General features: G+C 59.4%; 21 protein-coding genes. 8 read left to right on the top strand and 13 right to left on the bottom strand.

Annotated elements, in window-relative coordinates; genetic code table 11:
- Positions 1-6 precede the first annotated feature (6 nt).
- The 6 genes from PVW27_RS11065 to cysQ all read right to left on the bottom strand — a co-directional run bounded on the left by PVW27_RS11065 (position 7) and on the right by cysQ (position 6102).
- Entirely contained in the window at positions 7-897 is an 891-nt protein-coding gene (locus PVW27_RS11065; RefSeq protein WP_274557675.1) for a glycosyltransferase family 4 protein, read from the bottom strand.
- 334 nt (positions 898-1231) lie between these two features.
- The gene (galE, locus tag PVW27_RS11060) at positions 1232-2215 is read right to left on the bottom strand and encodes a UDP-glucose 4-epimerase GalE (RefSeq protein WP_274557673.1); all 984 of its coding nucleotides are present in this window, start codon (positions 2213-2215) and stop codon (positions 1232-1234) included.
- 21 nt (positions 2216-2236) lie between these two features.
- Positions 2237-3130: a UTP--glucose-1-phosphate uridylyltransferase GalU gene (galU, locus tag PVW27_RS11055; protein WP_274557672.1), complete on the bottom strand. Its 894-nt coding sequence runs from the start codon at positions 3128-3130 to the stop codon at positions 2237-2239.
- Positions 3131-3254: 124 nt separating this feature from the next.
- Positions 3255-4508: a glycosyltransferase family 2 protein gene (locus PVW27_RS11050; RefSeq protein WP_274557670.1), complete on the bottom strand. Its 1254-nt coding sequence runs from the start codon at positions 4506-4508 to the stop codon at positions 3255-3257.
- Entirely contained in the window at positions 4505-5305 is an 801-nt protein-coding gene (locus PVW27_RS11045) for a 3-deoxy-manno-octulosonate cytidylyltransferase (protein ID WP_274557668.1), read from the bottom strand. Before PVW27_RS11045 ends, PVW27_RS11050 begins: the two co-directional genes overlap by 4 nt.
- A complete protein-coding gene (gene cysQ / locus PVW27_RS11040) occupies positions 5305-6102 on the bottom strand; it encodes a 3'(2'),5'-bisphosphate nucleotidase CysQ (RefSeq protein ID WP_274557667.1) in 798 nt (265 codons plus the stop codon). The genes PVW27_RS11045 and cysQ overlap by 1 nt, the downstream gene beginning before the upstream one ends.
- Positions 6103-6241: 139 nt before the next feature.
- On the opposite strand from cysQ, the gene PVW27_RS11035 reads away from it, so the two are divergent.
- Positions 6242-7066, top strand: coding sequence for an ABC transporter permease (locus PVW27_RS11035; protein WP_274557665.1), 825 nt, complete (start codon positions 6242-6244; stop codon positions 7064-7066).
- On the opposite strand, the gene PVW27_RS11030 is transcribed toward PVW27_RS11035, so the two are convergent.
- Positions 7067-7675: an alpha-ketoglutarate-dependent dioxygenase AlkB family protein gene (locus PVW27_RS11030; protein WP_274557663.1), complete on the bottom strand. Its 609-nt coding sequence runs from the start codon at positions 7673-7675 to the stop codon at positions 7067-7069.
- Between the two features lie 227 nt (positions 7676-7902).
- Between PVW27_RS11030 and dnaK the strand changes: the two genes are divergently transcribed.
- The 3 genes from dnaK to radC all read left to right on the top strand — a co-directional run bounded on the left by dnaK (position 7903) and on the right by radC (position 11917).
- Positions 7903-9819, top strand: a complete 1917-nt coding sequence (gene dnaK / locus PVW27_RS11025; RefSeq protein ID WP_274557661.1) for a molecular chaperone DnaK — start codon at positions 7903-7905, stop codon at positions 9817-9819.
- 72 nt (positions 9820-9891) lie between these two features.
- Complete coding sequence (gene dnaJ, locus PVW27_RS11020) at positions 9892-11040, top strand: molecular chaperone DnaJ (RefSeq protein WP_274557659.1); 1149 nt, start codon at positions 9892-9894, stop codon at positions 11038-11040.
- Positions 11041-11185: 145 nt separating this feature from the next.
- Positions 11186-11917, top strand: coding sequence for a RadC family protein (gene radC, locus PVW27_RS11015; protein ID WP_274557657.1), 732 nt, complete (start codon positions 11186-11188; stop codon positions 11915-11917).
- A gap of 18 nt (positions 11918-11935) precedes the next feature.
- On the opposite strand, the gene PVW27_RS11010 is transcribed toward radC, so the two are convergent.
- From PVW27_RS11010 to secA, 3 genes are all read right to left on the bottom strand, one after another.
- Positions 11936-13531: a phosphate ABC transporter substrate-binding/OmpA family protein gene (locus tag PVW27_RS11010; protein WP_432762052.1), complete on the bottom strand. Its 1596-nt coding sequence runs from the start codon at positions 13529-13531 to the stop codon at positions 11936-11938.
- A 23-nt stretch (positions 13532-13554) separates the two neighbouring features.
- Positions 13555-14613, bottom strand: coding sequence for a hypothetical protein (locus PVW27_RS11005; RefSeq protein WP_274557653.1), 1059 nt, complete (start codon positions 14611-14613; stop codon positions 13555-13557).
- A gap of 162 nt (positions 14614-14775) precedes the next feature.
- Positions 14776-17496: a preprotein translocase subunit SecA gene (gene secA / locus PVW27_RS11000; protein ID WP_274557652.1), complete on the bottom strand. Its 2721-nt coding sequence runs from the start codon at positions 17494-17496 to the stop codon at positions 14776-14778.
- A gap of 178 nt (positions 17497-17674) precedes the next feature.
- Here secA and PVW27_RS10995 point away from each other — a divergent pair, with 178 nt between their 5' ends.
- From PVW27_RS10995 to PVW27_RS10980, 4 genes are all read left to right on the top strand, one after another.
- Positions 17675-18535: a peptidylprolyl isomerase gene (locus PVW27_RS10995; protein WP_274557651.1), complete on the top strand. Its 861-nt coding sequence runs from the start codon at positions 17675-17677 to the stop codon at positions 18533-18535.
- A gap of 3 nt (positions 18536-18538) precedes the next feature.
- Entirely contained in the window at positions 18539-19768 is a 1230-nt protein-coding gene (argJ, locus tag PVW27_RS10990; protein ID WP_274557649.1) for a bifunctional glutamate N-acetyltransferase/amino-acid acetyltransferase ArgJ, read from the top strand.
- A 12-nt stretch (positions 19769-19780) separates the two neighbouring features.
- Positions 19781-20179 carry a (deoxy)nucleoside triphosphate pyrophosphohydrolase gene (locus PVW27_RS10985; protein WP_274557647.1) on the top strand — a complete coding sequence of 133 codons (399 nt, stop codon included), beginning with the start codon at positions 19781-19783 and terminating at the stop codon, positions 20177-20179.
- A gap of 171 nt (positions 20180-20350) precedes the next feature.
- Positions 20351-20488 (top strand): hypothetical protein, encoded by a 138-nt coding sequence (locus PVW27_RS10980; RefSeq protein ID WP_274557645.1) that lies wholly within the window; start codon positions 20351-20353, stop codon positions 20486-20488.
- A gap of 74 nt (positions 20489-20562) precedes the next feature.
- Here PVW27_RS10980 and infB read toward each other — a convergent pair whose 3' ends face one another.
- The 3 genes from infB to nusA are packed head-to-tail and all read right to left on the bottom strand — an operon-like array spanning position 20563 to position 25332.
- A complete protein-coding gene (gene infB / locus PVW27_RS10975) occupies positions 20563-23067 on the bottom strand; it encodes a translation initiation factor IF-2 (protein ID WP_274557644.1) in 2505 nt (834 codons plus the stop codon).
- Positions 23064-23696: an RNA-binding protein gene (locus PVW27_RS10970; protein WP_274557643.1), complete on the bottom strand. Its 633-nt coding sequence runs from the start codon at positions 23694-23696 to the stop codon at positions 23064-23066. The genes infB and PVW27_RS10970 overlap by 4 nt, the downstream gene beginning before the upstream one ends.
- Positions 23697-23718: 22 nt before the next feature.
- Positions 23719-25332, bottom strand: a complete 1614-nt coding sequence (gene nusA, locus PVW27_RS10965; RefSeq protein ID WP_274557641.1) for a transcription termination factor NusA — start codon at positions 25330-25332, stop codon at positions 23719-23721.
- Position 25333: the final 1 nt, after the last annotated feature.

Below are 25333 nucleotides of genomic sequence, written 5' to 3'. Positions count from 1 at the left end.
ACTCAATCACAACCGGCTTAACACGGCCTTGAAGTGGGATCTCCAGCACGGCGGCTGGAACCCTTTGCCTGTGACCTGCCTGCCATTCTGGCCAATAGCCAGACGTTCTGTTTCTTGCATCCAAAGATACCTGTCATCGACGCTTGCGTAAACGGGATAATCACCAAGAATTTCAGTATAGATTTCAAGGTGATTGCAGATCACTGGCACACCCAGAGCCAAGGCTTCGGCAGGCGGCAGCCCGAAACCTTCCGCATGACTTGGAAACAGGGCGCCATGCGCGCGTTGCAATAGGGTCGCAATCTGCCCATCGCTCAGGTTTGGCATCTCGAACACATGGCGACCCATCATCGGATCAGAGTCGAGCCGCGCGAAGACATCTTCATTGTTCCAGCCACGCGCGCCGCAGATCAGCAGGTGTGGCACTGCTTCAGGCGGTTGCGTCCTGACCATGTCAGACCAGAGATCCAGCAAGAACATATGGTTCTTCCGCGGCTCTATCGTGCCAACAGTCACGAAATAGGGTCTGCTCCGGTCAAATCCCTTTGGCATTTCAACGGTGGGATCTGGTGTCATGCCCTCGATCCCCAACCATGACACCAGCGTTTCAGGAACTGGACCGCGCGGAGTCATATGGCGGAACACATCGGCGCGCGTGCAAGCAGAGTTGCACAGGATCAGGGTCGCATGACGCTGCACGCGGCCCAACATGGCACGAAAGGCCTCGACAGTGCCCGGTCGCTGATACTGCGGATAATCCAGCGGAATCGTATCGTGCACCATCACCACGATGCGCGCCGCGATAGCTTGTTCAAGGGCACCCAGCACGCGCTCCGTCAGATTTGTGTGCCCGACATTGACGTAAGCCGTGCCCCTCGGCATGTGCTGCTTCAGCATCCGCGCCAGCCCCGCAGGCAAGCAACGCGCTATGGCCACCTGCCGCAGATCAGATTCAGCGCACTGTCTTGCCGGGGAAAGATTTCTACGCAGACGCGACAGCAGATCAGCCTGTCCCCAAGACACATGCCCCGACACACGGTCCAGCAGGGCCTGACACCCCTGCCGGTCTAGCAGCAAGAATCCCCAGGCTGACCGGATCAAGCCGAAAACAGGCACTGTGTCTGCCAGAAACGCTTTCAGATAAGCGAGTTCGACCCGATCAATTCCTGTCGGGCGACGGCCAGCGCGACTGACAAGGCGCGACAGATCAAGAAGTCGCGCGGGGGCGGGATCACGCACTATAACGCCCGGACTGGTGCCAGCGCCAAGCATCGGCGATCATTGTCTGGAGGGTCGAGCGGGTCGGAGTCCAGCCCAGTTCTTCGTTTGCGCGGGAGGATCCTGATACCAATTTGGTACAATCACCAGCGCGACGCGGACCTTCCACGAAAGGGACATCGCGATTGGTCACGAAACAAGACTGCTCGATCACTTCCCTGACCGAAAATCCGGTGCCCGTACCAAGATTGAATACCCTGCTGCCGTGCCCTTGCTCCAGCCATGCCAAGCCCAGGACATGGGCCTCAACCAGATCGCACACATGCACATAATCGCGGATACAGGTGCCATCCGGGGTCGGGTAATCCGTACCATAGATGGTCAGCGCCGCCCGCTTGCCATCAATCGCATCCAGCATCAGGGGAATGAGATGGGTCTCGGGTTGATGAAACTCTCCGATCTCGGCCTCTGGATCAGCACCTGCCACGTTGAAATAGCGAAAGATCACATGGTTCAGACCATAGGCGATGCCGAAATCGTGCAGAATATCTTCGATCGCACGTTTGCTGGCACCATAGGCATTGATGGGACGCTGAATGCTGTCCTCGTCCAGCACGACGTTGTCCTGATCGCCATAGGTCGCGCAGGTCGAGGAAAAGACGAAATTCATGCATCCGGCCGAGACCGCGGCCTCAATCAGGCACAAGGACCCCGTGACATTGTTCGACCAGTACTTCCCTGGGTCTGACATGCTCTCGCCCACCTGACTCAGGGCGGCGAAATGCATCACCGCCACCGGCCTGTGCGTGGCAAACACCTCGTCCAACCGGGCCCTGTCGCGCAGATCACCCTGTTCGAAGGGTCCGAACTTGACGGCATCTCGCCAACCGGTGCTCAGGTTGTCAAAGGTCACGGGCAGGTATCCTGCCTGTCGTAGCGCCTTACACGCGTGCGAGCCGATATAGCCCGCACCACCCGTCACCAGTACTGTCTTCACCCTGACTCCCCCCGGCCGCGTCTACTCTGCGGCCAGATCTTGCGAAATGATCTCGCGCAGGTAGCGCGCCAGATCGTCCCGCAGATCATCGCGTGACAGACCAAAGGACACGGTCGCCTGCAAGAAGCCAGCTTTCGACCCGCAGTCGAAACGCTGACCGCGGAAGCGATAGCCATAGACCTTGCGACCGGCCTCGATCTCCTGCGCGATGGCGTCGGTCAACTGGATCTCTCCGCCCGCGCCGGTTTTCATCTTGTTAAGGTTGTTGAGGACATGCGGCGACAAGATATAGCGGCCGATCACCGCCAGGTTCGAAGGCTGGGTTCCGGCGGCAGGCTTTTCGACCATGCCTTTGACCGAAACGACCGACCCCATGTCCTCATCAATGTCCAGAATGCCATAGGACGAGGCTTTCTCGGGCGCGACTTCCATCGCTGCGACGATATTGCCGCCAGTTTCCGCGTAGGCTTCGACCATCTGCTGAAGGCAGGGTTTTTCGGCGGCAATCACGTCATCCGGCAGGATCACGGCAAAAGGCTCGTCCCCGATCAGACGCCGCGCGCACCATACCGCATGACCAAGGCCAAGCGCCTTGTGCTGACGGATATAGGCAATCGCGCCGCTGTCCATGTTGGTGGTCTTGAGGATATCCAGAAGCTCGGTCTTGCCCTTCTTGCGCAGTTCCGATTCAAGCTGGGGCGCGTGATCGAAGTAGTCCTCAAGTGCACCCTTGCCGCGCGATGTCACGAAGATGAATTCCTTGATCCCGGCGGCGCGCGCCTCGTCGATCGCGTACTGGATCAGCGGCCGGTCCACCAAAGTCATGATCTCTTTCGGGACCGACTTGGTCGCGGGCAGGAACCGTGTCCCAAGTCCGGCAACCGGAAAAATGGCCTTCGTTACTTTCTTTCTCATTACGCAATCCTCAGATCAAACCCGCATTCGTATGAGCGGTATGAGTCTGCCAATACCACTCTTTAGGAGAGGAAATCACGTCAAAAGGTAAAAAATAAGGCTGTCACCGGCGGATCTTCGTCGTTCAGCCGGAAACCGCCTTGTCAGGGTCCTCGAAGCGGACAGCGCCGATCCGTCGAACCTCATGCATGACCCTGCGTTTCAGTGTCCAGACCTGAAAAAACCGATCCTTTCTGTCGCTGCGCCCCCAAAGACCACCTGTCTGTTCCCAATATCCATCAGGATGAAAACGAACATGATGATAAAGCGTGCTATGCGACAGAAGAAACAACGAAACGGTCCGACCTTCGGCAGCGGCACGGGCGGCGTGATCCCGCATCTTGCGCGATTGGATCGCATGGCCGCTGATCACCACACTGTCGCCCGAACACAGACTCTGAAATGGCAAAAACTCTGATTGTGCCGACGGCAGCGGCAAGGGTTCTGTCAAAAGTCTGGCCCGTCCCTCCTCCAGTCCCGCTGCCCAACCGCGCAGCAGCCGTTTGACATCGCTGGGCTCCTGCAAACCAGCCACCATTTGCCTCAACAAGCGCGCCTTCTGCTCCTCGCGGGCCGAAGTCAGAACAGCCGCATGACGCGTGGCAGGACAGTGTTTACGCAGGAATACGACAGTCGAGGCAGCGATCTGGTGCAGATCACGAACAGCCCTGTCGGGCCGACGGATGGCACTGGCGGCATAGCCATGATGCACCACAGCCAATGGCACGATAGCCGTGGCATAGCCAAGCCGCGCCAGACGCATGTTCAGATCCGTCTCGTCCAAATAGAATCGGAAAGCCGGATCGAAGCCTCCGATCCCTGCCAGAATGTCACGGCGAACGGCCATGTTGGTGCCTTCGGTCTTGACCGCACGCCCCGGCGGTGGGGTCAGAACCGTCGGTTTCTGCCGGGATAGAGCCACAAACCGGGCATCGCCGGTATTGTCCACGACCCGGCCGGACCATTGGGTTGAAATGCCGTTGCGGCCCAGAACATAGCCGCCTGCTGCGGCGACACCGGGGTCCGCAAAGACACTCGCCAGATGATCCAGCCACCGTGTTTCCGGAACGGCATCGTCATCCAGAAAGGCCACGATGTCACCTGCGGCCTGCGCGATTCCACGATTCCTCGCCGCCGAAATATTAGCCTCATCAAAGGGAACGGCCTTGATCCGGTCGCCAAAGGGAAGATCCTCGATCTGGCGCAGACCGGCAGGGTCGGCAACGACGATAACTTCGTATCTGGGATAGGACAGCCGGGCGACGGCGGTCAGACACAGCTTCAAGGCAGCGGCGCGATGCCGGCTGACTATGACGATGCTGACCGAGTTTTGGGTCATTCCATGCCCATTTCCGCCATCATCGCCTCTAGTCGCGCGACATCCTCGGGGTTGTTCAATTCCCAGAACTGACGTCCGCGCGCCTCAACCTCGACGCACAGAATGCTGTGGTTGTTCTCGAGAAAGCGAAGCTGCTCCAGACCTTCAAGCATTTCCAATGGGCCAACCGACCAGCCCGTATAGGCGGCCAGTGCCGACGGTCGATAGGCATAGACACCAACATGGTGGAACACGGGCGTCTCATCATGATCCTCATAGCGTCGCGAGGTGAAGGGGATCACTTCCTTCGAGAAGTACAATGCGTGCCTGTTGCGGCTGAAAACGGCCGTTGTGCCACCAACCCGGCCATCCTTGCGGTCAGCCAGAAACCCGTTCAGCGCGCGCCCGTCGCAGCGCAACACGGGCGTCGCCACTTGTGCAGCCATGTCTGCGTCCAGACCTGCGATCAGGTCTTCGACGAACCACGGTGGGGTCAGTGGCGCATCACCTTGCAGGTTCACCACCATGTCGAACTTGCCGCCCAGCGCGGCATGCGCCTCGGCGCAGCGTTCCGTGCCGTTCTGGCAGGTGGTCGAGGTCATCACCACCTCGGCTCCGAAGCCCTCCGCCGCCTCACGAATACGGTGATCGTCGGTTGCTACCACGACCCGGTCCACGCCGCGCACCTGTATTGCAGCCCGCCATGACCGTTCAATCAGACTCTGTTCCTGCCCATTTGCCCCCGTGAGCAGAACAAGTGGTTTTCCGGGATAGCGGGTCGAGGCATAACGCGCGGGAATGACGATCAGAACAGACATCAGGGTTTCTTAAGCTCCACTCCGGGCGCATAGGCGATGAAGAACGGGTTGCCATATCCCGGCTTCCCATAAATCAGCGGGCTGTGATCATCGAACCGCACCACGCGGCCACCAGCACCGGACAGAACCGCATGACCGGCTGCTGTGTCCCATTCCATCGTGCGTCCAACACGCGGATAAAGATCAGCCTCGCCGGTTGCCACAAGGCAGAACTTGAGCGACGAGCCTGCACTTTTCATGTCCCGGACCGCGTATTTCGCGATGTAGTCATCAGTTGCCTGATCACGATGGGACTTTGACGCAACAACCATGAGGGCCGTGTTGTCCGGGGTCGAGACTTTGATCGGGGTCAATGCGCCCGCAGTTTCAAGGTCCAAGGCGCCCGTTTCCTCGACCGACTGACCATCGGCAAGCGTATAGAACATACGGCCCTGAGCAGGGGCATAGACGACACCACGGACCGGCACACCAGACTCGACATAGGCGATGTTCACGGTGAAATCGCCACGCCGGTTGATAAACTCCTTCGTTCCATCCAGAGGGTCGACGATCAGGAATCTGTCGGCCTGCGAAAGATGCGAGGCGGCCTGCTCCTCGGTCACAAGTGTCACGTCCGGAAAGGCGGCCTGCAAGCCAGCCGAGATCAGGGCATCCGCCGCCTCGTCCGCCTCTGTCACCGGGCTGGAGTCCGATTTCACCTTCACCTCGAAATCGTCAGCATCATAGATCTGCATGATCCGGGACCCGGCTTCGATCGCCAGTCGGCGCATGACATTGGTTAGTTTCTGGTAATCCAATCACATTCTCCAAGGAATCCGAGGGCGGGCCAGTTGAATTGTTGTCCTCTTAAGGTCTGACACTTATGGTCAACGAAGGGCAAAACGGCAAGTGTCCCACGATGGGACAAAGCCGGATCAGGCAGGCAGTAGCGCGGCGATGTTTCAGCAGTCCACATTCAGAAGTACGGGCCTTGGCGCGGCGGTCACCATCGCAGAGCTGATTTATCACAGCATTGTCCGCAACATCAGAAAGACCCATGGCAATGCGGTCCTGTCGATCCTGATGAACATGGTGCAAGCCGCGATTTTCGTGCTCGCCTTCTATGTCATGTTCATTGTCCTTGGCCTGCGCGGCGCGGCGTTGCGGGGTGACTTCCTGCTTTACATCATGTCCGGCATCTTTCTTTTCATGACCCATACCAAGACGCTGGGCGCGGTGGTCGGATCAGAAGGACCCGCCTCACCGATGATGCAACATGCTCCGCTCAACACGATCATCGTGATCGCAGCGGCGGCGTTGGGAACGCTCTATATCCAGGTGCTGTCTCTTTGCGTGATCCTGTTCGTCTATCATGCGCTCTTTACACCTGTGGTGATCGACCAGCCCATTCCGGCCTTCGGAATGTTGCTTGTCGCTTGGTATACCGGGTTGGGTATGGGTGTTGTTCTGCTTGCGTTGAAACCGTGGTTTCCCACGGCCGTCAACATGTTCAGCACGATCTACCAGCGGGTGAACATGATCGCGTCGGGCAAGATGTTCGTGGCCAACACCTTGCCAGCCTTCATGCTGGCCATGTTCGACTGGAACCCGCTGTTTCACGCCATTGACCAGTCGCGAGGCTTTGTGTTCATCAACTACACGCCACGCTACAGTTCTTATGAGTATGCGATAATCGTCGGAACGGTGCTTTTGATGATCGGACTTATGGGCGAGTTCTACACGCGCCGTCATGCCTCGGCCAGCTGGAGCGCGCGGCGCTGATCATCCCACGACACGGAGGGTCAGGTTGATGCGCCCACCACGCGGCAAGAGACGGGAAGATCCGAAACGGATCCTGTCCACGCCGTGATAGGCCAGCCGGGCATCGCCGCCCATCCGCAGAACATCTCCCGATTTCAGCCAGACCGAGGATGTCGAGCCACCCTTTTCGACACCTCCGACTCGAAACAGCCCTTCATCCCCCAGCGACAGCGACAGAACCGGCCAGGAAAAATCCACCTCGTCCCTATCCTGATGCAGCCCCATCCGCGCACCCTCTCCATAGAAATTGATCAGGCAACAATCAGGACCCCGCGTCTCGCTGACCAGCTTGCCCCACAAGCCAAGGACAGCCGCCGGGATCGCCGGCCAAGCAATCCCGTCGGGATGCCGCTCCTGATAACGATAGCCTCCCCTGTCCGACACCCAGCCAAGTCGCCCAGCGGATGTCATTCGGACCGACATGGCCTTGCCGCGCGCCGTGACTGGCGCGAAAAAAGGAGCCGCGCGGATCACCTCGCGCAAATCATCCACCAGCGCAGCCTGCGCCTGCGCATCCAGCAGCTCCTGAAAAATATCGATTCCACGCAACGTCATGCTGGGCTGAATCATCTTTTCTCCTTTCAACGGGCGACAGTTCCTAAAATTACCCGTGGAATCCTTAAAACGCTTCAGGTCCGGTGCTTGCAGCGTCTGTGACCCCTCCTTATATACGCTCGGAAGCGCGATGGACGAGCCCTGCCACAGGGTGCGGACATCGCTAACAGGATCGGGGTGCGGATGCCGGAACGGGTCTGAACCTCGTGTCATCGCCTTGAAGTCAGAAGGGATCGAAAAACATGGCCAAAGTCATTGGTATTGACCTGGGAACCACCAACAGCTGCATCGCCATCATGGATGGCAGCCAGCCCCGCGTGATCGAGAATTCGGAAGGTGCGCGCACCACGCCATCGATCGTCGCATTCACCGAAAATGAGCGTCTTGTCGGCCAGCCGGCCAAGCGTCAAGCCGTCACCAACCCCGACAACACGATTTTTGGCGTCAAGCGCCTGATCGGTCGCCGGTTCGATGACGCGGATCTGGCAAAGGACAAGAAGAACCTGCCTTTCGCCGTGATCGACGGTGGCAATGGCGACGCATGGGTGAAAGCCCGTGGCGAGAAGTACAGCCCCTCGCAGATTTCCGCCTTCATCCTTGGGAAGATGAAGGAAACCGCCGAGTCCTATCTCGGCGAAGAGGTGACGCAGGCCGTCATTACCGTGCCCGCCTATTTCAACGACGCCCAGCGTCAGGCCACCAAAGACGCAGGCAAGATCGCCGGTCTGGAAGTGCTGCGGATCATCAACGAGCCGACAGCCGCCGCGCTGGCCTATGGTCTGGACAAGAAAGACAGCCAGATCATCGCCGTCTATGACCTTGGTGGCGGCACGTTCGACGTCACGATCCTCGAGATCGACGATGGTCTGTTCGAGGTGAAATCCACCAATGGCGACACGTTCCTTGGTGGCGAAGACTTCGACATGCGGATCGTCAACTATCTGGCGGATGAGTTCAAGAAAGAGCACGGCGTCGATCTGACCCTCGACAAGATGGCGCTTCAGCGCCTGAAGGAAGCGGCCGAAAAAGCCAAGATCGAACTGTCCTCTTCCAGCCAGACCGAAATCAACCAGCCGTTCATCTCGATGAACAGCGCTACCGGCCAGCCGCTTCACATGGTGATGAAGCTGACACGTGCCAAGCTGGAAAGCCTTGTGAACGACCTGATCAAGGCGTCGATGAAGCCTTGCCAGGCCGCGCTCAAGGATGCGGGCCTGACCACGGCGGATATCGACGAAGTCGTTCTGGTCGGCGGTATGACCCGCATGCCCAAGGTCGTGGAAGAAGTGACCAAGTTCTTCGGCAAGGAACCCCACAAGGGCGTGAACCCTGACGAAGTCGTGGCCCTTGGCGCCGCCATTCAGGCCGGCGTTCTGCAAGGCGACGTCAAGGATGTGGTCCTGCTGGACGTGACCCCGCTGTCGCTGGGGATCGAGACGCTGGGTGGCGTATTCACCCGCCTGATCGACCGCAACACCACGATCCCGACCAAGAAAAGTCAGGTCTTCTCGACTGCCGAGGACAATCAGAACGCGGTGACCATCCGCGTGTTCCAGGGCGAGCGGGAAATGGCGGCAGACAACAAGATGCTGGGCCAGTTCAATCTTGAGAACATCCCCCCGGCACCGCGCGGCATGCCGCAGATCGAAGTGACCTTCGACATCGACGCCAACGGTATCGTGTCTGTTTCTGCCCGCGACAAGGGCACCAACAAAGAACAGAAGATCACGATCCAGGCTTCTGGTGGCCTGTCCGATGAAGACATCGAGAAGATGGTCAAGGACGCCGAGGAGAATGCCGAGGCGGACAAGAAGCGTCGCGAGCTGGTCGAAGCCAAGAACCAGGCGGAAAGCCTGATCCACTCGACCGAAAAGTCGGTGGAAGAGCACTCCGACAAGGTTGACCCGACCACTGTCGAAGCAATCGAACTGGCCATCGCCGCACTGAAGGACGAGCTGGAAACCGACAACACCTCCAAGATCAAGTCGGGCATTCAGAACGTCACCGAAGCAGCGATGAAACTGGGTGAGGCCATCTACAAGGCCAGCCAGGACGCTGAAGATGAGGATTCGATGTCCTCCAAAGGTCCGCGCAGCAGCGACGATGACGATATCGTCGATGCCGACTTCGAGGATCTGGGCGGCGACAAGCGCGCGTAAGCGTTTTACGGAACCTCTGGGGCCGGTCCCGACCGGGCCGGCCTTCACCGTTCCACATGAGGGGGATCCCCAATGGCAAAACGTGACTACTACGACGTGCTCGGCGTTGCGCGCGGGGCCTCTGCGGACGAGATCAAGAAAGCCTATCGCACCAAGGCGAAAGAGCTGCATCCGGACCGCAACGCCGACAATCCTGAAGCAGAGTCGCAATTCAAGGAAGCCAACGAGGCTTATGAAGTCCTGAAGGATGCCGAGAAGAAGGCAGCCTATGATCGCTTTGGCCATGCTGCGTTTGAAGGCGGCATGGGCGGTGGTGGAGGTCGGCCCGGTGGCTATGGTGCCAATCAGGGTGACTTCGCCAGCGCCTTTTCCGATGTGTTCGACGATCTTTTCGGCGACTTCATGGGCGGGCGTGGCGGTGGACGTGGGCGTGCCGCACGCGGTGCGGATCTGCGCTACAACCTGCGCGTGACGCTGGAAGAGGCTTATTCCGGGCTTCAGAAGACGATCAATGTGCCGACATCGGTGTCCTGTTCGTCCTGCAGCGGGTCAGGTGCCGAAGGCGGAGCCGAACCGCAGACCTGTCCAACCTGCTCGGGCATGGGAAAGGTCCGTGCGCAGCAAGGTTTCTTTACGGTTGAGCGGACCTGTCCGACCTGCGGCGGTCTGGGCCAGATCATCAAGAACCCCTGCAAGGCATGCGCGGGGCAAGGGCGTGTCCACAAGGACCGGGCCTTGTCCGTCAACATTCCGGCAGGTGTCGAAACGGGCACGCGGATCCGTCTTGCCGGCGAAGGCGAAGCGGGGATGCGGGGTGGGCCTTCCGGCGATCTGTACATCTTCATCGAGGTGACCAAACACGACCTGTTCGAGCGGGAGAACACCAATCTGTTCTGCCGTGTGCCTGTCTCGATGACGACAGCGGCCTTGGGTGGTGATATCGAGGTGCCGACTATCGATGGTGGCCGCAGCCGCGTGAAAATCCCGGCAGGGAGCCAGTCGGGCCGTCAGATGCGCTTGCGGTCCAAGGGGATGCCGGCGCTGCGCGGTGGGCAGGAAGGTGACATGTTCATCGAACTGGCCGTCGAAACGCCTGTGAACCTGACCAACCGCCAGAAGGAATTGCTGCGCGAGTTCGAGGCGATGTCCGAAGATAACAACCCGGAAAGCAAGAGCTTCTTCTCGTCAGTGAAAACATTTTGGGACAGCATGAAAGGTTAAAGCCTTTCGCAATCCTTGTGTATGGGCGCGCGACCTTGGGTCCCGCGCCCTTTTTTGTGTCCCACCGGTTTGGTTTAACTGTTCGACAACCTTTTCCCGCCATTCTGGCAGAATGCCCAGGTTTTCCACCTTTTCTGAATCCCCTATGCCGCTGTTTGACACTGATGAGGTGCATACAGTTGACGGACTGCCCAACGGCAAATTGCCGTCATATATCGCGGATCATCGCAAACGGTTGAGAGAGCGTTTTCTGACCGGCGGGGCAGCAGCCCTACCGGATTACGAGATGCTGGAACTGATCCTGTTTCGCGCGATCCCAAGACAGGATGTGAAACCTTTAGCACATCAGTTGCTTGATGTTTTTGGTGACTTCAATCGCGTTCTGTCAGCACCCACGTCACGGCTGGCCGAGGTGAAAGGCGTGGGCGACGCTGTCATTGCCGAGTTGAAGATCGTCGAAGCCGCTGCCCAGCGGCTGGCGCGCTCGCGTATCCTGCAACGCCATGTCATTTCAAGTTGGGATGCCGTGCTGGACTATTGCCACACGACCATGGCGCATCGCGACACCGAGCAGTTTCGCGTTCTGTATCTCGATCGGAAAAACGTCCTTGTCGCCGACGAAGCGCAGGCGCAGGGCACGGTGGACCATGTCCCTGTCTATCCACGTGAGGTGGTCAAACGCGCGCTGGAACTGAACGCCTCGGCACTGATCCTTGTTCACAATCATCCGTCGGGCGATCCGACACCATCCGACGCCGATATCGCCATGACGCGTCAGGTCCAGATCGCCGCCGAAGCATTGGGGTTGACCCTGCATGATCATCTGGTGATCGGTAAATCGCGCGAATTGAGTTTTCGTTCGCAAGGGCTTTTGTAGCCCAGCCGGGTTGAAGGGCTACCGCAACCAGACTTCAACCCGGCGATTGACCTGCCGACCCCAAGCCGTGTCATCGCAGGCCATCGGCATCGCCTCGCCAAAGGCTTCAGTCGTCATCTCAACCTGCGTGAAATCGGCGGTTTCAGCCGCCGTCATCACGGCCTGCCGGACAGCTACGGCGCGACGTTCCGCGATCATGCGATTGGCTGACGCCGCACCGTTACCATCGCTGAAACCGACAAACATCAGCTGACGACCATCATAAATTCCCTCTTCAAGGCGGCGCGCCAGTTGATCGACATTGGCACGGGACTGCGCATCCAACCGCGCGGACCCGGCTTCAAACCGAAAGGTCGTGCTCAAGCGCTGCATCTGGCCAAGCACTCCCACCATACGCTGCAACTCGCTCAAGCCCGTTTCCGTCCCCGCTTGCGCAATCGCGTTGACGAAACGGTCGCCCTGGGCTGCAACCGGAATAGCCTCAGGTGCGAGATCGACGAAACCGGCTCGACGCACCACAAGCTGCGCTGGCGCGCTTTGAGTGTAAAACAGAAACTCACGCGCCAGACGCGGAAGCCGGCGGGCCGGGACATAAAGGAACATGGGCGCGGTCAGTGGATAGTCCTCGGTCTTGACGGTTTGCCGCGTCGCGCGCAGCGCAAAACCACACTCCCCGGACAACCCAAGGCGCCGGGCGGGCCCTGTGTCCGCGGCGCTGGCCAGTCCGATGCCGAAAGGGTCGGCAGCCACGGCAAGCGCGAGGCTGATATCCGTATCATGCCGCTCGATCGTATCGCTTAGACCCTGACCCAGAGGTAGAAGGAGCTTGTCCACAGCAGCCTGTGCCAAGCCCGAATCCGCATTGCGCAGATGAAGGCTGATCGGCGCATCGGGGCCACCCAACGCCGACCAGTTGGTAATCTGACCGGCGAACACCCGCGCCAGATCTGCTGTGGCGATCCGATCCAGCGGAATGGTGGCCGGAACAATGGGCACCAGCGCATCAAGCGCCAGAACGCGAAACCGACCGCGCGTACGCAGATCGCCAAAGCCTGCATCTCTGGCCCGTTGCGCTTCTTCGGGACGAATCTCGCGAAGTGACATGGCGATGTCGGCTTCATTGGCCAGAAGATCGGCAAAGCCCTCATCCGAATTCGTCACCCGGAAGAGGAAACGTCCCAGATCCCGCCCGGTTTGGCGATCAAAGAGAAGATACTCGAAGTGACTGGCATCCAGGGATTCGCGCCGCAGGCCATAACCCTCACGCAGGGCAAACCCTTCGACAAGGGCGGGCATCAGCACCTGGGCCATGCTGGCCGCGCCAGAGATGGACAGGCGGGCTACATAGTCCTCAAGGTTGGGACAGGCTGGCCCATCGCAGAGCACGCCGCTGCCATCAACTGTCAACTCACCATAGACTGTCTCGATGCGGTAATATTCACCATCAAATCCGAGCAGCGTTCCTGTCAGGGCGACCGCCCCATCCCGCGAGGTGAGGGTGATATCCTGCGCTGCCACAGCTCCCACCATGCCAAGCCAGAGCCAAGCAGATAGTGTGAGACGAGCCGCAGATGCAAAAAGTGCGGCTGGTTTGGCCGCACAAACCTTGTACATGGAACTGCCCCGAATTCTGCGCGCTAGTTACGCGCGATCTTCAGGTCTTGAAGCAGGTTTTTCAACACAAGAAAACCGCCAGCGGCATCACATTCGGGAATATCAATGGTCAGATCCTTGACGCTCAAGGCTCCTCCGCCAGTAATCTGCAGCGCCTGACCCTCCAAGCGGCGTCCGCAGATCTCGGATGTGACTTCGGTTTCGACGGTCAAAGCGATATCTCCGGTCTGAGCCGTAGTACCCGAGGGAAATGTATAGACCTGCGCGCGCAGATCCTGATCCGGCATCGTCCGGCCATGCTCTGTGACAAAGCCTCCCTTACCGAGTGCGGCTACATCCATGCTGCGAGGTGCCTCAGACCAGACATGCCCTTCATCGCCATAATCAGCGCCAAACTCCAGCGCGTGAATTTGCATTTTGCCCGGACCTTGCCATTGCACGACAACACGGTCGTAGATGTCCAGCGACGTCACTTCGGTCTGCGCCATGGCGGTCATGCCACTGTCGAAGGCTGCCATGAAGATCGCGGTCTGAGACAATACCGGAAGTTGCAGGGTCAACTTGCCGTTCGGATCCATTTGCTCGGTGATCATCATGCCATTGTGGTGCAGGGTTACCCGCGCATTCGCCTCGCACGGGGCGGAGAGGGTCAGGTCCACCATCGCCGCCGCCATCGGGCGCGCGGCCAGTTCCGCCGCACAGGTCGCCGCATCACCTTCCGCAAGCTCTACGGGTGCGGAGGCGCGGGTCACCGTATCGGCCGGGTTTTCATACCTTGCAGTGTCATCCACCAAAAGATCAGGGGCAACACGCGGCAGAACAAGATCTGTTCCCGCTGTCAGCGCCCGCTGAACAGGTGCCGACGTATAGGCAATGGATGTCAGTTCAAGCGATGTGATCCCCGAGAAGGGATTCACGCCCGAATAACGCGGCTCGACAGGCGTGGGCGATGTCGTCGCCATATTCTTGGACGGAGCGCCATATCGTAGCTCGGCAACAGGTGAAGATTGCATCACAAAGCCTGTGCCCAAAGCGGCAAATATTGTCGCACTCGCCAGAAGCGTATTCTTAAATCGTGCCATGGAACTCTCCACAATCACACAAGGATTGCTGCATTCATGACAAATCAAGCTGGCATCACTGTGGCCAAGGTCTGGTCAGTTTCTGTCTGACGGCCTCATTTGCCCCCAAACATCAAGAATGACCTTAAAACACGCCAAACATTGCGGCGGGAGTATGACCAATCAAGCGAGACGACCGTGGCAATGTTTGAACTTCTTTCCAGAGCCGCAAGGACACGAATCGTTCCGACCGGGGTTACCCCAGGTCGACGGGTCGGCCTCGTCAAAGCCTTCCAGAGCGGTTCCAGCCGCCTCTGACTCTGCTTGCGGCATCGTTGCGGCGTCCTGTGCTGCCTTCATCTGAGCGGCAAGCGCCGCCTGCTGAGCCGCGTACTGGCGAACCATCTCCTGCTGTTCTTCTTCGGTCAGGGGACGGATCTGGGCCAGTTTGCGGGTCACATCCTCGCGCAGGCTGTCCAGCATCGACTCAAACAGTTGGAAAGCTTCGTTCTTGTACTCGTTCAGCGGATCGCGTTGCGCATAGCCGCGGAAGCTGACGACCGAGCGCAGATGTTCCAGCATCAGCAGATGCTCTCGCCATTTCGCGTCGATGGTCTGCAACAGGATCTGCTTTTCGATCTGGCGCATGTTTTCCGCACCAAAAGCTGCGGCCTTCTCGTCCATCGCCTTTGTGGCGGCGGCTTCAAGGCGCTCGGTGATCTGCTCGTCGTCGACGCCTTCCTCGGCGGCCCAATCGACGACGGGCACATCAATACCCAGCTTGTCGATGCAAGCGGCGTGAAGACCCTCGACATCCCATTGATCTGCATAGGTCTTGGGCGGCATGAATTCTTCGATCAGGTCGTCGATCACCTGACTGCGCATGTCGCTGATCGTCTCGGACAGGTCCTGCGCTTCCATGATCTCGCGGCGCTGGCCAAAGATGACCTTGCGCTGCTCGTTCATGACGTCGTCGAACTTCAAAAGCTGCTTGCGGATATCGAAGTTGCGGCCTTCAACCTTGGCCTGCGCGCGTTCCAGCGACTTGTTTACCCACGGGTGGACGATCGCCTCACCTTCTTTCATGCCAAGGCTGGACAGAACCTTGTCCAATCTCTCGGACCCGAAAATACGCATCAGGTCATCCTCAAGGCTGAGGAAGAAGGAGGACCGGCCCGGGTCACCCTGACGGCCCGAGCGGCCGCGCAGCTGGTTGTCGATCCGACGGCTTTCGTGACGCTCGGTGGCCAGAACGAACAGGCCCCCGGCTTCTTTGACGCGGGCTTCCTCGTCGGCGTGCTCAGCCTCGATCCGGGCGCGCAATTCGTCGGGATGCGCCTCGGGATTGGCGGCCAAAGCCTCCATGACCTTGAAGTCGACATTGCCACCCAGCTTGATGTCGGTTCCGCGGCCCGCCATGTTGGTGGCGATGGTCACTGCGCCGAACTTGCCCGCATCAGCGACGATCTGGGCTTCTTTCTCGTGCTGGCGCGCGTTCAGGACGTTGTGCGGAATGCCCGCGTCCTTGAGCAGATTGGAAAGCGACTCCGATTTCTCGATCGAGGTGGTGCCGACCAGAACCGGCTGACCCTTGGCATTGGCCTCGCGGATGGTTTCGACGATGGCATCATACTTTTCACGCGCCGTCCGATAAACCGCGTCATCCTCGTCCTTCCGGGCGATGGGGCGGTTTGTCGGCACTTCGACCACACCCAGACCGTAGATTTCCGCGAATTCATCGGCTTCTGTCAAGGCCGTGCCGGTCATGCCGGCAAGCTTGTCATAAAGACGGAAGTAGTTCTGGAATGTCACCTGCGCGAGTGTCACGTTTTCGGGCTGGATCTTGCAGCCTTCCTTGGCCTCGATCGCCTGATGCAGACCGTCCGACAAACGCCGTCCAGACATCATGCGCCCGGTGAATTCGTCGATCAGGACAACTTCATTATCGCGAACGATGTAGTCCTTGTCCTTGGTGAACAGCTTGTGCGCGCGCAGGCCCTGATTGACGTGGTGCACGATGGTCGTGCTTTCGGGGTCATAAAGCGATTGATCGGCGGGCAAGATACCCCGTTCTTGCAACAGTTGCTCCAACGCCTCGTTGCCCTCGTCGGTGAAGGTCACGTTGCGCGTCTTTTCATCAAGCGTGAAATGCTCGTCGTTCAGCGTCGGGATCAGCTTGTCCACAGCCTGATAGAGTTCGGATCTGTCCTGCGATGGTCCCGAGATGATCAGAGGAGTCCGCGCTTCGTCGATCAGGATGCTGTCCACCTCGTCGACGATGGCATAGTAGTGTTCGCGCTGGTTCATCTGATCCAGGCTGGATTTCATGTTGTCGCGCAGATAATCGAAGCCAAGTTCGTTATTGGTGGCATAAGTAATATCCGCACCGTAGGCGATCTTCTTGTCAGCTTCGGGCTGCTGGGGATAGACCACACCTGTCGTCATGCCCAAGGCACCATAGACCTTGCCCATCCAGTCTGCGTCGCGGCGGGCCAGGTAATCGTTCACGGTCACGATATGCACACCGCGCCCGGTCAGCGCGTTCAGATAGGCCGGAAAGGTCGCGACAAGGGTCTTGCCCTCACCAGTCTTCATCTCGGCGATATTGCCTTGGTGCAGAAAAATGCCACCCATCAACTGCGTATCGAACGCACGCAGGCCCAGCGCGCGGCGGGCCCCCTCACGGCAGTTGGCAAAAGCTTCGGGCAGGATCGCATCAAGCGTTTCGCCCTGTGCAATCCGCTCCTTGAACGCGGCTGTCTTGTCGATCAGCCCTTGATCTGACAGGGCCTGAAACTCTGGTTCCAGCGCGTTGATCTTTTCGACAAGCGGACGCACCGATTTGATCTTGCGGTCATTGGGGGTGCCGAACACCTTCTTGGCAAGAGTTCCGAGTCCCAGCATATCAGTTCCGTTCCGCTCATTGACAGAGTTGTGCAAGCCATCTGCTTGCCCGCTCTTTCCGCAGCACATATGAAGAGGCGGGAAAAGACAGCCAAACCTGGCCTCAGGGCGATGTAAGGGGCGGCTTCATGACTGTCAACGCCGGGGGCCGGATGCGCCCGTTACAAAGGACGAATCCATGCGGAAACCGAACCGAAACACCTTCACTTCATTGTCAGCGGCCATTTTCGCGGTCTGGGCCGCAAGTCCAGTGCTGGCACAGGACACACCGGATGCCGATAGCGTGGTCGCAACCGTAAACGGAACCGAGATTACACTTGGTCAGATGATCATGGCGCGCACGACCTTGCCACAGCAGTATCTGTCGCTGCCTGACGATGTGCTGTTCAACGGGATCCTCGATCAGTTGATCCAGCAATCCGTTCTGGCCCAGACCATGGGCGAAGCAGCCCCCCGCCGGGTCGAGATCGCGCTTGAGAATGAGCGGCGCGCGCTTCTGGCTGCCGCTGTGGTCGATGACATCCTGGAAGGTGCCGTTACGGACGAAGCCTTGCAGAAGGCCTATGACGAGACTTTCGCGAACGCTGAACCTGCCCGCGAATGGAATGCCTCGCATATCCTCGTCGAGACCGAGGAAGAGGCGACCGCCCTGATTGATCGGCTGAACGCTGGCGAAGAATTTGCAGCACTTGCGCAAGAGGCATCCAGCGACTCCTCGGCCGCCAATGGCGGCGAGTTGGGCTGGTTCGAGTCCGGCATGATGGTGCCTGATTTCGAAGCGGCTGTCGTTGCTTTGGAGGTCGGTGCCGTTTCTGCTCCTGTGCAGACACAGTTCGGCTGGCATGTCGTCAAGCTGAACGAGACGCGCCTGCGCGACGTGCCGACGCTGGAGGAGGTGCGCGACGAACTGCGCCCACAAGTTGAACGTGCCGCTGTGCAAGCCCGTCTGGACGAGCTGACAGCCGCCGCAACCGTGGACCGGGCAGATTCCGAGATTGATCCTGCCCTGATCAAGAACCTCGACCTGCTGGAGAATTGAAGCATGGGAAAGATCACCAAGGTCTCACCGTTGGCGCCTAAGGCCTTTCCGAGCCTTCCGGTGATCGAAGGCGTGGCATTTTCTGCCGCGCAAGCCGGTGTCCGCTATCAGGGGCGGACCGATGTGATGTTGGCACGGCTTGCGCCGGGCACTACCATGGCGGGCGTGTTCACACGCTCGGCCACGCGGTCGGCCCCGGTGCTGGATTGTCAGGCCAAGATCGGTCTGGACAGCGCAGACGGGGCCGCGATCATCGTGAACTCCGGCAATTCCAACGCGTTCACCGGCAAGAACGGCGTGGTGTCGACCCGCGCTGTCACCTCTGCCGTAGCCGAAGTTCTGGGTCTGCCCGAGACGCGGGTGTTTTCCTCGTCCACGGGTGTGATTGGCGAGCCGTTGCCACATGAGCGCATCACGGCCAAGCTGGCTGAACTTGCAGGCGGGCTGGACAAGGGGGCCATTGCCTCCGCCGCGCGGGCGATCATGACGACGGATACCTTTCCCAAGGGGGCTTCGGCCGAGGTCGTGATCGACGGAAAACCCGTCAAGATCGCAGGCATCGCCAAGGGCTCGGGGATGATTGCGCCAGACATGGCCACGATGCTGGTCTACATTTTCACAGATGCGGCGGTGGAACGTAGCGATCTTCAGGCCATGTTGTCGGAGCTGACCGATGTGACCTTCAACTGCATCACCGTGGACAGCGACACCTCGACCTCGGACACACTACTGCTGGCGGCAACAGGGGCATCCGGTGTGCAGGTGACACAAGAGTCCGGCGCATTCCGAGAGGCGCTGCACAGCGTGATGCTGGATCTGGCGCATCAGGTGGTGCGGGATGGCGAGGGTGCCACCAAGTTTGTGGAAGTGGCCGTGACCGGCGCGGCATCGGATGCTGATGCCAAGACTCATGGCATGGCCATTGCCAATTCTCCCCTCATCAAGACGGCCATTGCAGGCGAGGATCCGAACTGGGGACGTGTTGTCATGGCCATCGGCAAGTCGGGTGCTGCGGCTGACCGTGATCTCTTGACGATCCGCTTCGGTGATCTGCTGGTGGCCGAGAACGGCTGGGTGTCACCCGCCTATGACGAGACGAAGGCTGCGGCTTATATGAAAGGTGAATACCTGCGGATCAGTGTCGATTTGGGACTGGGGCAAGGCAAATGCACCGTTTGGACCTGCGACCTGACGCATGGCTACATCGACATCAACGCAGACTACCGGTCCTGACGGGTGACGGCGGTGAAGGTTGTTCTTGTTTCTGCGGTCGCACTGATTGATCCAGACGGACGCGTGCTTCTGGCGCAGCGTCCCGAAGGCAAATCCATGGCCGGCCTGTGGGAATTTCCGGGCGGGAAGGTAGAGCCTGGCGAAACCCCCGAGGCGGCCTTGATCCGTGAATTGCACGAGGAGTTGGGGATCGACACCTGGGCCAGTTGCCTTGCCCCGTTGACCTTTGCCAGTCACAGCTATGACGACTTCCATTTGCTGATGCCGCTGTTCGCCTGTCGGAAGTGGGAGGGGATCGTCACTGCGCGCGAAGGGCAAGGCTTGAAATGGGTCAGGGCCGCAGACCTCAAATCCTATCCGATGCCCCCTGCCGACATCCCTCTGATTCCCATTCTTCGGGACTGGCTTTGATCGAAAACACGCTTGGGTTGGGCGCATCGAGCCAAAGGCCACCGTTCGCAGCAACTGCTTTAAGCCGAGACGCAATTTTCGGTCAGTTTCCGGTTACAATGCATAAATTATATTACACATTGTTAACAAAATTGATGTAGCTTTCAATTGTGCATTCTTGGGAGGATGTGAATGCTGCGTACAATCATTTTGGGAAGCTGCGTCTCGGTTCAGGGCACCTATGTCCGCACTTTGTCGGATGGTCGTGTCTTGGTTCGCGTCGGAACGCGTGAGTTTGCCGGTCTTCCGGTGATCAAACAGGCGGCCTGACAGGCTGGTTCGAAAAAGAAAAAGGGGCAGCTTAGGCTGCCCCCTTTTTTTGTTCGTGCGCTGTGGGCTCTGACTTACGTCAGGTTCCGCACAACTTCCTCGCGCTCGAAAATTTCGATGACGTCGCCTGGGCGCACATCTTCGTAATTCTCGAATGCCATACCGCATTCCTGGCCGGAGGTAACTTCCTTGACCTCGTCCTTGAAACGCTTGAGCGTCTTGAGGTTACCTTCGTGGATCACGACATCGTCGCGCAGCAGGCGCACGCCTGCGGACCGGCGCGCGATGCCTTCGGTCACCAGACAGCCGGCAACCTTGCCAACGCCCGAAACCTTGAAGACTTCCTTGATCTGCGCATAACCGATGAACTTCTCGCGGATTTCGTTGCTCAGCAGACCGCTCGCGGCCTTTTTCACATCATCCACAAGATCATAGATCACCGAGTAATAACGGATCTCCACACCCTTCTGGTTCGCGGTGTTGCGAGCCGACGCATTGGCACGGACGTTGAAACCCATGATCGGCGCACCTGACGCTTCGGCCAGACCGACATCGGTTTCCGTAATGGCGCCGACACCGGAATGAAGCACGCGAACGCGTACCTCGTCGTTCCCGATCTTCTCCATCGCCTGCACGATCGCTTCGGCAGAACCCTGCACGTCGGCCTTCACCACGATCGGCAGTTCGGCCACCGACTGATCCGCCTTGGCCTTGGCCATCAGCTGATCCAGAGTCGTCGCAGCACCCACGGCGGCGCGCTTCTCCTTGGCGGCATTGGCCCGATACTCGGCGATTTCACGCGCCTGGGCTTCCGTCTCGACCACGTTCAACACGTCACCGGCTTCAGGTGTGCCGTTCAGGCCCAGAACCTCAACCGGAACCGATGGGCCGGCTTCGGTGATCCGTTCGCCCTTGTCGTCGATCAGCGCACGCACCTTGCCCCACTGTTCGCCGACAACGAAGATATCGCCCTGCTTGAGCGTGCCTTTCTGGACCAGAACCGTTGCCACGGGGCCACGGCCAACATCCAACTTGGCTTCGATGACAGCGCCTTCGGCAAAACGGTTCGGGTTGGCCTTGAGTTCAAGGATCTCAGCCTGAAGCGCGATGGCCTCCAGCAGTTCATCCAAACCAAGCCCGGTCAGCGCGGACACTTCAACATCCTGCACATCGCCCGACATCGCCTCGACGACGACCTCGTGCTGCAACAGGTCTGTGCGCACCTTGGTTGGGTTGGCTTCCGGCTTGTCGATCTTGTTGATCGCGACAATCATCGGGACCTTGGCAGCCTTGGCGTGATTGATCGCTTCAACCGTCTGCGGCATCACAGCATCGTCCGCTGCGACCACCAGAACCACGATATCTGTCACATGCGCGCCACGCGCCCGCATGGACGTAAAGGCCGCGTGTCCGGGCGTATCAAGGAAGGTCAGCAAGGCACCCTTGTCGGTTTTCACCTGATAGGCACCGATATGCTGCGTGATCCCGCCCGCTTCCGAGGCAACCACCTTTGCATTACGGATGGCGTCCAGAAGGCTGGTCTTGCCGTGATCGACGTGACCCATGATCGTTACGACCGGGGGACGCGGTTTCAGGTCTTCGGAACGATCCTCGACCGATGCGATCACGTCCTCCACATCCGAGTCAGACACACGGACGGCACGGTGACCGAATTCCTCGATGATCAGTTCGGCGGTATCAGCGTCGATGGTCTGGTTCTGCGTGACCATCATACCGTTCTGCATCAGCGCCTTGACGACGGCACCCACACGCTCGGCCATGCGGTTCGCCAGTTCCGACACCATGATGGCTTCGGGCAACTGGACATCGCGCACGATCTTTTCCCGCTCGACATTGCCACCCATTGCCTTTTGACGCGCACGCTCCTGCTTGCGCTTCATGGCGGCCATGGACTTCGTGCGACCGCCTTCACCACCAGACAGAGCCTGGTTGAGGGTCAGTTTGCCCGAGCGGCGGCTGTCTTCACGCACCTTGGCGGCGCGTGCGTCACGCTCCTGCGCCTCGGTCTCGCGTTCCTTCTTGCGCGGCGCAGCGGCCGGCGCCTTGGAGGCAGCACGGCCGACCGGCGCGTCGTCTGCCGGAGCAGCCGCAGCAGCGGCGGCGCGTTTGGCCGCCTCTTCGGTTTCACGAGCCTTGCGCTGCTCTTCCTCGGCCTTGGCCTTGAGGGCTTCCTCGCGCTCGCGCTCTTCGCGCTCCTTGGCCTCGGCCTCCTCGCGGCGGCGCGCGCGCTCTTCTTCGCGGGCCTTCTCTTCGGCTTCGCGTTGAATGGCTTCCTCGCCTTCACGGGCCTTGGCGGCCTGAAGTGCCTTCAGGCGGCGCTCCATCTCGGCGTCAGAGATACCCGCGGGACGCTTTGCCGGATCGCCCAGCGCCGGGTTGGGCACCGCTCCGCCAGCCGCGGGCTTGCCCGCGCCGGGTTTCGGCACCACAACGCGCTTGCGCTTGGTTTCCACGACGACATTCTTGGTGCGCCCGTGGCTGAAGCTTTGCTTCACATTACCCGGACGCGCGCCGGGGCCTCGTACGCCCAATGTCTTCTTACCGTCGTTGTCGTTCATATGGCTCTTCTATCCTTCTTGACGGTCTTGCCGCCTTCCGGGGCGCGCAGACCTTTCAGTCTTGCCGCCTCCTCTACAACACGCGGGGCCAAACCTCCAGCGGCAAGCACAACGTGTATGACAGTTTGTCGGCCAAAGGCCAAACCCAGTTCATCTGCTGTAAGCCACCCGATAAACGTCCCATCGGATGGGGTACTCAGTTTCGACTTGCCGCGCTCGGACCCGTCGCTGGCCTGGATCAATACCTCGGCATAATCCTTGACCAGCCAGTCCTTCACCTTCTCATAACCGCTGACAGCCTCACCACCCTTGCGGGCCAAGCTGATCAGTTCGACGATACGCCGCACCAGCTGCGCCTCGACCTGAGCGAGCAGATCATCGGGCACGATCACAGCCTGTTTCGCGGCGCGGGCAAAGAGACCCTTTTTCACCGCTTTCTCAAGCGCCGACCGTTCTGCCGACACCCAGATACCACGCCCAGGCAGCTTGCCCATGATATCGGGCACGACCTGCCCATCCGGGCCAATGACAAAGCGGATCAACCCGAACTTGGGCTGCACCTCGCCCGTGGCGATACATTTCCGTTCTGGACCGTCTTCCCGATCCTTGGTGTGTCCGCCACGTGTCATTCCGTCAACCGGACGCCTGATATCAGGCGTCCGCCTCCTCTTCGTCGCTGCCGTCAGCGTCCGCATCACCTTCAAGCTCGGTCGGGTCGACCCAGCCCAGCATCACGCGCGCCGTCATGATGAGGCTCTGCGCCTCGCTCAGGGACATGTCAAATTTCTCCAGCAAGCCTTCGTCCTTGACGCGCTCGCCGTTCACCGTGGTCCAGCCACCGGCAAGTTCCCAATCCGCGCAGGTTGCGAAATCTTCCAGCGTTTTCACGCCATCTTCGGCCAATGCTTCGATCATTTGGGGTGTCAGACCCTCGAATTCAACCAGGCTGTCCTCGACGCCCAATTCGCGGGCGTGGTCAAGGGCGGCCTTGGCGGCGGCTTCCAGATACTCGCGGGCGCGCATCTGCAACTCTTCGGCGGTGCTTTCATCCACACCGTCGATCACCAGAAGTTCGTCGCGGTCCACATAGGCCACTTCTTCAAGGTTCGTGAACCCTTCAGCGACCAGAAGCTGTGCAAAGAACTCGTCCAGATCCAGCGTGTCCATGAACAGGCGTGTGCGCTCTTCGAATTCCTTCTGGCGACGCGACGATTCCTCGGCTTCCGTCAGGATGTCGATGTCCAGACCTGTCAACTGGCTGGCCAGACGCACGTTCTGACCGCGGCGACCGATGGCAAGCGACAGCTGCTCGTCGGGCACGACGACTTCGATCTTGCCGGCTTCCTCGTCGATCACGACCTTGGACACTTCAGCGGGCTGTAGCGCGTTCACAAGGAAGGTCGCCTGATCCTCATTCCACGGAATGATGTCGATCTTTTCACCCTGAAGCTCGTTCACGACGGCCTGCACACGGCTGCCGCGCATACCGACGCAGGCACCCACGGGGTCGATCGAGTTGTCATAGGAGATCACGGCAATCTTCGCACGCGAGCCCGGATCACGGGCCACGGCCTTGATCTCGATGATGCCATCATAGATCTCGGGGACTTCCATCTTGAACAGTTCCGCCATGAACTGCGGGTCGGTCCGGCTAAGGAAAATCTGCGGTCCGCGCTGTTCGCGGCGCACATCCTTGATGTAGCAGCGGATACGGTCGTTCGGGCGATAGGATTCGCGGCCGATCTTCTCGTTCCGGCGCAGGATGGCTTCCCCACGGCCCACATCAACGATGACGTTGCCGTATTCCTCGCGCTTGACCACGCCATTGATGATGGTGCCCTTGCGGTCCTTGAATTCTTCGAACTGGCGGTCACGCTCGGCTTCACGCACCTTTTGCAGGATCACCTGCTTGGCGGATTGCGCGGCAATCCGGCCCATGTCCACGGGGGGCACTTCCTCCACGAACTCATCACCGATCTTCGGGTCGGCCATGTATTGCTTGGCCTGCTCCACGGTGAACTGTGCCTGATAATTCTCAAGCTCGTCATCAGCCACGACGGTGCGCACGCGGGTAAAGGTGGCGCGACCGGTCTTGCGGTCGATCTTGACCCGGATGTCCATTTCCGAGCCGTAGCGGGACTTGGCCGCGCGGGCGAGGGACTCTTCCATCGCCTCGACCACCAGACCGGGGTCGATCATCTTTTCACGGGCAACGGCCTCTGCGGTCTGCAAAAGCTCCAGCTGGTTGGCGGAAGTGATTGCCATT

Source organism: Seohaeicola sp. 4SK31 (assembly GCF_028802875.1).
Taxonomy (GTDB): domain Bacteria; phylum Pseudomonadota; class Alphaproteobacteria; order Rhodobacterales; family Rhodobacteraceae; genus Seohaeicola.
The sequence above is the reverse complement of the archived record's forward strand: the minus strand, read 5'-3'. Positions and strand labels throughout refer to the sequence as shown.